Annotated in this window: 6 protein-coding genes; 4 read left to right on the forward strand and 2 right to left on the reverse strand. The window is 67.2% G+C overall.

Annotation, left to right across the window (positions count from 1 at the left end; translation table 11 throughout):
• Positions 1-339: 339 nt before the first annotated feature.
• Positions 340-1,137: a nucleoside triphosphate pyrophosphohydrolase gene (mazG, locus tag I6U14_RS09365; RefSeq protein WP_296898740.1), complete on the reverse strand. Its 798-nt coding sequence runs from the start codon at positions 1,135-1,137 to the stop codon at positions 340-342.
• A gap of 164 nt (positions 1,138-1,301) precedes the next feature.
• Complete coding sequence (locus tag I6U14_RS09370; protein WP_296898735.1) at positions 1,302-1,658, reverse strand: hypothetical protein; 357 nt, start codon at positions 1,656-1,658, stop codon at positions 1,302-1,304.
• Between the two features lie 378 nt (positions 1,659-2,036).
• Between I6U14_RS09370 and I6U14_RS18280 the strand changes: the two genes are divergently transcribed.
• From I6U14_RS18280 to I6U14_RS09385, 4 genes are all read left to right on the forward strand, one after another.
• The gene (locus I6U14_RS18280; protein WP_367115652.1) at positions 2,037-2,192 is read left to right on the forward strand and encodes a hypothetical protein; all 156 of its coding nucleotides are present in this window, start codon (positions 2,037-2,039) and stop codon (positions 2,190-2,192) included.
• Positions 2,193-2,243: 51 nt separating this feature from the next.
• Complete coding sequence (gene speA, locus I6U14_RS09375) at positions 2,244-3,920, forward strand: biosynthetic arginine decarboxylase (RefSeq protein WP_367115653.1); 1,677 nt, start codon at positions 2,244-2,246, stop codon at positions 3,918-3,920.
• A gap of 120 nt (positions 3,921-4,040) precedes the next feature.
• Positions 4,041-5,165 (forward strand): efflux RND transporter periplasmic adaptor subunit, encoded by a 1,125-nt coding sequence (locus I6U14_RS09380; protein ID WP_296898737.1) that lies wholly within the window; start codon positions 4,041-4,043, stop codon positions 5,163-5,165.
• A gap of 486 nt (positions 5,166-5,651) precedes the next feature.
• Entirely contained in the window at positions 5,652-8,852 is a 3,201-nt protein-coding gene (locus tag I6U14_RS09385; RefSeq protein ID WP_296898738.1) for an efflux RND transporter permease subunit, read from the forward strand.
• Positions 8,853-8,860: the final 8 nt, after the last annotated feature.

Raw genomic sequence — 8,860 nt, forward strand, 5'->3', positions numbered from 1 at the left:
TTATTGGGCATCCTGCCCCGCACGGGAAGCGCCAATAAATCGGCGCTTCCCTAGGTCATCCATCCGCCATCGACAGCGACGCTACTGTTGTCAGCCCTAAGCGCCAGCAAACCAAGCGCCGCGCTGGCATGGCGCTCCATCAGCGCCCCTTCGCCCACCCAGAGGCAGGCGATGATGGCCGTCTGGTAGAGGCGTAGGCAGTTGCGACTGACACTGCCGGCTCATCGGACGCCGCCGGCTTTGAAGCGTTTGTGGCGCCTGCGCATTCCGATGATTTCTTCCGAGCGCCCTGCGGGGTGCGGCGCCTTCGTCAGCCGAGAGCCCGGCCAGTGAGAGCGGTCAGCGCTCCTCGTGCTTTACCGTTTCCCAGAGGCGTTCCATTTCGTCGCGGTGCTCGGGGGCCGGCTCCTTGCCGGCGGCGCCGAGGCAGACTTCCACGCGCATAAAGCGGCGCTCGAAGCGGTGGTTCGCAGCCCGTAGGGCTTGCTCCGCATCCACCCCCAGGTGGCGGGCCAGGTTGACGCAGGAGAAGAGCAGATCACCGACCTCGTGCACCCGCTCCAGCGGGTCGGCATGAGCGCTGAAGGTCTCCTCGCACTCGGCGAGCTCCTCACGCACCTTGGCGGCGACGCCCGCTAGGTCATCCCAGTCGAAGCCGACGCGGGCGGCGCGCTTCTGCAGCTTCTCGGCCCGCACCAGCGCCGGCAGGGCTTGTGCGACGCCTTCCATGATGCTGGTGCGCAGGCGTTGGCCCTTGGCCTCGCGCTCGGCGGCCTTCATGGCCTCCCAGTTCTCGCGCACCTCTTCTTCGCTCGCGACTTCGGCGTTGCCGAAAACATGCGGATGGCGGCGGATCATCTTGCCCGTGATAGACGCCACCACGTCGCCGAAGTCGAAGGCGTCGTCTTCCTCGGCCATGCGGGAGTAGATGGCCACCTGGAACAGCAAGTCGCCCAGCTCTTCGCAGAGCTCGGCCATGTCGTCGTTCTCGATGGCCTCTGCGACCTCGTAGGCCTCCTCCAGCGTGAAGGGCAGGATGGTGCGCGGGGTCTGTTTGAGGTCCCAGGGGCAGCCATGCTCGGGGTCACGCAGCCGCGCAACGACGGCGAGCAGTGCCTCGATGCTGCGCGGGTCCATGCTGCGAGCATCCGGGGCGGGGGCGGCTGTCGGCTTATCTCGGTGATCGCTCTGTTGGCTCATGGCCTGATGGCTCGGGGCAGGGAAGGGCTGAAGCTGCGGCTGGGAGGTTACGGCTGGGGCGCTCACACCCCCTGGCACGCTCCGCCACGTCGGCGGTCGAGCTACGGCCTGACCAAGGCGTTGAACACCACACCGAGGAGCACGGCGGCAATGCTGCCCCATTTCCAGTAGCCGATGGGGATGCCGATCACCTCATCGGGCTTGGAGCTGCTTGGGTCTTTAACCACCTGCCATAGGTGCGGCCCGGCGAGAAACCAGGGTATGAAGCCGAACATCACCGGCAGGCCGATCCACAGCGGCAGCGGCTGGTTGATGTAGACCAGCACCAGCAGCGCCGGCCAGGCCACCAGGTAGGCCGCCGTGAGCTTGGCATCCAGGGACTTTTCGCGCGTCGCAACGAACGCAAACAGGGCGCCGATGGCCCAAAGCGTCGCCAGCGCGATGAGAATGATGCGCAAGGCTATGGCTCCTCAGACTCGTGGTGGCCAACCGCTTCCGCACGCGACGGTTCCGGAGGAGACGGCGCGGCAGACACCGGGGCGATGGGATAATGCACAGCATACCGGAAAGCTGGCGCCGCGCAGCAGCAAGCCGTCGCTAACCGCCCAAGCCTGCATGGTATCCATGCGTGCGCAGCTCGGTCCATGCCGGTTGACCCCAGCCGCTGACCACGCCCGCGGCTGGGCCGGCGGGGGCCGGATGTTCGGTGTTCGCCCCGGTTACTGGTGCCGGCGCGTGCCGCGCTCGGCCTGCGGGTGCGGGAATGCCGCCGTCCCGCAGGCTTGGTATCGACGCGCTAGACTCCACCGCGACCACTTGCCCACGGATAACCCCCCATGCCAAATCCAGTTTGCGAGTCCGTCTATGCCATCCCCCGCTGGGGTGAGGGCTATTTTCGCATCAATGCCGCCGGGCACCTCGCCGTGCGCCCGGACCCGGACGCTTCCACCGAGATTGATCTTGCGCTGCTGGCCGTCCGGCTCCGGGACTAAGGTTGTTCGTGTGCCGTGCGTGTGGGCTGCGACGCCACCCGGCGGCATTGGGTGCGGGCTATGCGCGCGGCCTTTGAGGACGCCATGGCCGGGCTCGACTGGCGCGGCAGCTATCGGCCCGTGTATCCCATCAAGGTCAACCAGCAGCAAAGCGTGGTGCGAGCCATCCTGAGCGGCGGCGGCATCGGCCTGGAGGCCGGCAGCAAGCCGGAGCTGATGGCGGTGTTGGCGCTGGCGCCCGAGGGCGCGACGGTCGTCTGCAACGGTTACAAGGACCGTGAATACATTCGCCTGGCCCTCATCGGGCGCCGGCTCGGGCTCGCATTGCATATTGTCATCGAGAAGCCCTCGGAGCTGGATCTAGTGCTCGAGGAGGCCGGACGGCTCGGCGTCGAACCGCTGCTCGGCGTGCGTGTGCGCCTGGCCGCCGCCGCGGCCGGCAACTGGCAGAACAGCGGCGGCGAACGGGCCAAGTTCGGTCTCTCAGCGCCACAGGTAGAGGCAGTGGTGGCGCGGCTGGAACAGGCCGATGGGCTCGGCTGGCTGCGGCTGCTGCATGCACACCTGGGCTCGCAGATTCCGAGCCTCGCGGACATCCGTGCCGGCGTGACGGAGCTTTGCCGCTTCTACACGGCGCTCGTCGGCCGCGGCTGCGGCCTGGATACCCTCGACATCGGCGGCGGACTCGGCGTGGACTACGAAGGCACCCGCACCCGCGCCTATTGCTCGGTCAACTACGGGCTTGCGGACTATGCAGGCAGCGTTCTCGGCACTGCGGCCAGCATCTGCCGGGAAGCGGGCGTGCCTGACCCGCACCTTGTGACCGAGGCCGGCCGGGCACTGTCGGCGCATCACGCTGTGCTCATCACCGATGTGGTGGACCGGGAGCGTGCGGGCGGTCTGGCTGCGGCTCAGGAGCTTGCCCTCCCGGCGGCGAGCCCGGACCTCGCGGCGCTGCAGGCCGCCTTGGCAGACGCGGAGACAGCGTTGCCGCTGGAGGTCTTCGAGCGTGCAGAGTCCGCCGTGCTGGCGGTGCGCGCGGACTTCGCCGCAGGCCAAGTGGACCTTGCCGCGCGAGCCCTGGCCGACGAGTGGTATGTCTCCGTTCTGCGCCGCCTGCGCCCGAGGCTGTCGCACGCGAGTCGCCGCCAGCGGGAGCTCCTGGACCGCATCAACGGTGAGCTCGCGGACAAGCTCTTTTGTAACTTCTCGTTGTTTCAGTCGTTGCCGGACGTCTGGGCCATCGACCAGATCTTTCCCATTGTGCCGCTGCAGCGTCTGCATGAGGCGCCGACCGAGCGCGGCATCGTGCATGACCTCACCTGCGACTCGGATGGCTGCGTCAGCCATTACGTGGATGCCGATGGCATTGAGGCGAGCCTGCCGGTGCATGCCTTCGATCCGCGCACCGAAAACTATCTGCTCGGCTTCTTCATGGTGGGTGCCTATCAGGAGATTCTGGGCGACATCCACAACCTGTTCGGCGATACCGACGCCGTGAACGTCGTGCTGGACTCGCAATGCCCCGAGGGTTACCGGCTCTCGGAGCCGGAGCGCGGCGACTCCGCTGATGAGCTTCTCAGCTACGTCCACTTCGAGCCCTTGGAGCTGCTCGCCCGCTACCGGCGACGCATCGACGCCGCCGGCCTACCGCCGGGCGAGCGCGAGCGCCTGTACCTGGAGCTGAAGGCGGGGCTCTACGGCTACACCTATCTTGGGAGTTTGTAGGCGAGGGGCGAGGGGCGAGGGGCGGACATGCCTGTTCGTTCCCGAGGGCTCGCGAATCATGCAAAGCGGCGCCATATTCCTAGGCAAGACCGCCAGCAACCACCTGGAAACGCTTTGCGCATGAGCATGACTTGTCCCCGCCCCACCAGCCCCACACTGCTTACCGCACTGCTGCTCGGCATCGCATCGCTGGTCGCCGCGGAACCGGCGCCGGTGACCCTCGCCGAGGTGCAGCGCGAGGTGCTGCGGGAGCAGGCCGTCTTGTCGGGCACCACCATTGCACGCCGGCGTGCAGCCCTGTCGCCGAAGGTCGACGGCCTGGTGACCGAGCTGTTCGTGGACGCAGGCAGCCGGGTGGCAGCGGGCGATCCCGTTCTGGTCCTAGACGACCGCCTGGAGGCCCACAACGTCGAGGCCGCCGCGGCCCGGGTGCAGGAGGCGGAGGCGAGCCACCAGGACGCCATCCGCATTCGCGACGAGCTGCTGCGCCTCAAGGAGGGCCGGCATGCCTCAGAGACGGATATCCGCTCGGCCATCGCTCGCGTGGACATGACCGCCGCCGCCCTCGCCGCGGAGCAGGCGGCTCTGGCCCAGGCCAGGGAGGTCAAGCGCCGGCATCGACTCACGGCGCCCTTTGCCGGCATGATCGTCTCCCGCAATGTCGAGGTGGGCGAGTGGGCGAAGCGCGACGAGGCCGCTGTGGAGCTGGTGGCCCTGGACGTCCTGCGCATCCGCGCCACGCTTCCGCAGACTGACTTTCCGCGGGTCGCCCGCGGTGCGTCGGCCGCGGTGCGCTTCGATGCCCTGCCGGAGCGGACCTTCCGCGGGGAGGTCTTCGCCCGGGTGGCGAGCGGCGACCCGCGCTCGCGTACCTTCCCGATTCTTATCGACCTGCCGAATCCGGATGGTCTGCTGGCGCCGGGCATGTCCGCCCGAGTGCGGGTGAGCCTCGCCGGCGGCGAGGCGGAAGTGCTGACGGTGCCCCGGGATGCCGTCGTCGCCAAGGCCGATGGCAGCCGCGAAGTATGGCGGGTGCAGGAGGAAGACGGACTGCTCAAGGCCTATCCGGTGGCTGTGGAGATCGGCCGTGCCGGCGGCGATCGACTGGAGGTAACCGCCGGCGAGCTCGCCGACGGCGACCGCGTGGTGCTGCTCGGCAACGAGTCCCTGAAGCCCGGCCAAACCATCGCCCCGCAACCCACAGAGCGGACGCCCGATGCCGCAGAGACCGCCGCCCTGAAGTAGCTGGCGACTCGCGCTGTCCAGACCCGGGGCTGATCAGGGTATGCCCCAATCTGGAACCGTTGATCCCCTGATCACAGCCCTCCGGCAGCTCGGGTCTGGCCCCGGTGATTCGCCTGTGGTGGATTACCCAATCGCGCAACGGCTCGCTCCGTCCAACGACCGGGTGACGGCTCGCGCTCACGCGCACCATTGCACCAGCCATATCCTTGAGGATTAACCGCTATGCTCCGCATGATGTGGGTCGATGTCCTCTTGCTCTGCGGCAGTCTCGCCCTCTGCGCCGGCGTTTTGCAGGCGCAGACGGACGGCATTGACAGCGCGGGGGCCAGGGCAGAGCAACCGATCGAGGCACAGGCCAAGCCCGGCTAGGCCATCCCCTGGCGGTGCGTTCGTCATAAACGCGTTGCCTCCAGCGCCCACAGCCGCCACCTACCTGAGACGGCATTAGTTGCGATCCTCAGGCCTCTCGGCTGCGGCGGCACCCCCATGTTCAAGTTTGCCATCGAGCGCCCGGTGATCCTCACCGTGGCGGTCCTGCTCCTGACCCTGTTCGGGGTCCTGTCCATTTTCAATGTGCCGGTGCAGATGATCCCGGATCTGGACGCCCGGGTCGTGACTGTCAGCACGAGTTGGCCCGGTGCCGCGCCGCAGGACGTTGAGAAGGAGATCGTCGTCGAGCAGGAGAAGTACCTGGGCCGCATCCCGGGGCTAGAGCGCATGGTGTCCACCGCCAGCACCGGCAGTGCGGACATCGAGCTGGAGTTTCCCTTCTCGGTGCCCATGGAAGAGGCACTGCTCAACGTCAACAATGCGCTCTCCCAGGTGCCGGGCTATCCAGAGAACGTCGACCAGCCGAGTATCCGGGCGGAGGCCTTCTCCAGTAACGCCTTCATGTACTTCCGGCTCATGCCGGAGACCGGCGCCTTCACCGAGGAGGACATCGTAGCGCTCAGGGACTGGGTGGAGGAATATGTGGTGCAGGCCATGGAGCGGGTGCCGGGCGTCTCCAGCGTGGAGCTGCGCGGCGGCGCTGCGCGCCAGCTCAAGGTCTTCGTGGACCCGGTGCGGCTCGCCGAGCGCGGGATCAGCCTCACTGAGCTGCGCCAGGCCATCCGCGCTCGCAACCAGGACGTCTCCGGCGGCGACCTCGACAGCGGCAAGCGCCGCTACCTGCTGCGCACCATCGGTCGCTTCGACAGCCCGGAGGAGCTGGAAGAGGTTGTTATCGCCGAGCGCGACGGCGCCTTCATTCGGCTCAAGGATGTTGGCCGCGCTGAGCTTGGCTATGCCGAGGTCCGCAGCTACGCCTATTCCGAGGGCAAGCCCATTCTCGGCTTTGCCGTGAACCGGCAGATCGGCAGCAATGTCATCCGGATCAAACGGGACATGCTCGCCAAGGTCGCGGAGCTGAACGAGACCCTATTGAGCCCCAAGGGCCTCAAGCTCGTGCGCACCGCCGACGACGTCGTCTACGTCACGGATGCCATTCAGGTCGTCGAGCGCAATCTGGCCATCGGTGCCGTGTTGGCCACGCTGGTGTTGTTTCTGTTTCTGCGCTCCTTGCCGGCGACCCTCATCGGCGCCATCGGCATCCCCATCTGCACCGTCGCCGCCTTCCTGGGGCTCATGCTCACCGGGCGCACCATCAACGTGATTTCGCTTGCGGGCGTTGCCTTCGCCATCGGCATGACGCTGGACAACAACATCGTCGTGCTGGAGAACATCTTCCGCCACCTGAGCAAGGGCAAGGCACGGCTCAAGGCGGCCCTGGATGGCGTTCGGGAGGTGTGGCCCGCGGTGCTGGCCTCTACGCTCACCACGGTGGCGGTATTCCTACCCGTGGTCTTCGTGAAGCAAGAGGCCGGGCAGCTCTACTCGGACATCGCCATCGCCATCTCCTCCAGCATCCTGATGTCCATGCTCATCGCCATCACGGTGGTGCCGGCGGCGGCCGGGCGCTGGCTGCGCGCGCCGACGGTACCCCCCCGCCGCCGGCTGCTGGACCGTTTCGGCGGCGCCTTCTCCGCCATGGCGCTCGGGCTGGTGCACTGGCTCACGCAGGGCATCGTGCGCCCGCTCCTGGTCATCGCGCTGGTGCTCGGGGCCGCCGGGACCATCATCTGGACCTTGACGCCGGATGCCGAGTATCTGCCGGAGGGCGAGGAGTCCAAGATCTTCACCCTGATGTTTGCGCCGCCCGGCTACAACATCGACATGATGCGCCGCGCCTTCCAGGAGGTGGACAAGGACTTCTATCCCGCCGTGGGGCAGGACCCAGCGCTGTTCGCCAAGGGGGAAACGGACGTGCCGGCGCTCAACTTCACCATCGGCTTCGCCAGCCAGAGCCGGGTGTTCGTGGTGCGCGAGGCTACCGACCGGCGCCAGAAAGCGGATCTGATGCGCGTCGCGAGCGAGAAGACCAGCGCGCTTCCGGGCCTGCGCAGCTTCTCCAGCCGCGGGTCCATCTTCTCCGGCAACTTCGGCGGCACCCGGGCGATCAATATCGAGATCAGCGGCCCGGAGCTGCCGACGCTGTTCGATGCCGCCTCCCAGGTACAGGCAAAGGCCAAGACCATCTTCGACGGCCCGCGGGTCAAGGCCGAGCCGTCTGCACTGACTCTGGGCCAGCCCATGCTGGAGGTACGCCCGGACTGGGAGCGGGCGGCGGAGCTCGGCATTTCGCCAGGCGATCTCGGATACACCGTCTGGGCCTACTCCGACGGCGCCTTTGTCGACGAATTCTTCCTGGACGACGACGAGATCGACATCTTTCTCTACAGCACCGCTGGCAACATCGAGCGCCCGCAGGACCTCGAGCGCCTGATGCTCTACTCGCCGAGCGGCGGCATCGTGCCCTTATCCGCCGTCGCGCGCCTGGAGGAGAGCGTCAACACCGAGACCATCCGCCGGGTGGACGGCGACCGCACCATCACCATGACGGTCATTCCGCCGGATGACGTCCCGCTGGAAGAGGGCGTGCGCCGCGTGCAGGAGGAGATCATCCAAGGCATGCCGGCCGCCGGCGAGCTGCCCGCGGGTATCCGCCTGCAGCTGAGCGGTGCCAGCGACCGGCTGCAGGCCACCATGCAGGCCCTCGCCGGCAATTTCGCCGTGGCGCTGTTGATCGCCTATCTGCTCATGGTCGCCGTGTTCAGCCACTGGGGCTGGCCGCTGCTCATCATGACCAGTGTTCCGGTGGGCATCAGTGGTGGTATCGCGGGCCTGTGGCTCTTGAACCTGAGCGGCGCGCATCTGGACAAGATCGGCCTGTATCCCATTCAGCAGCCCTTCGACATGATCACCATGCTGGGCTTTTTGGTGCTCATCGGCACCGTGGTGAACAACCCCATCCTTATCGTCGAGCGCGCCGTGAGCAACGTCCGCGACCAGGGCTTTGCCATCATGGATGCCGTGACGGAGGCGGTGCGGGTGCGTATCCGGCCTATCATGATGTCCATGGTGACGACGGTGGCCGGTCTGTCCCCCCTGGTGTTCAACCCGGGTGCGGGGACCGAGCTCTACCGAGGCCTGGGTGCCATCGTGCTGTTCGGGCTGCTGTTCAGCACCCTCGTAACGCTGACCTTCATGCCGGCCCTGCTGGCGCTCACCTTGCGGTTCGTCAAGCGGCGTGCCGGCGTGGAGCAGCCAGGCGCGGCACCCGCGGCCTGGCCCGAGGCTGCCGGCTGACCTTTCAA

The organism is Thiohalocapsa sp. (assembly GCF_019695415.1).
Classification (GTDB): domain Bacteria; phylum Pseudomonadota; class Gammaproteobacteria; order Chromatiales; family Chromatiaceae; genus Thiohalocapsa.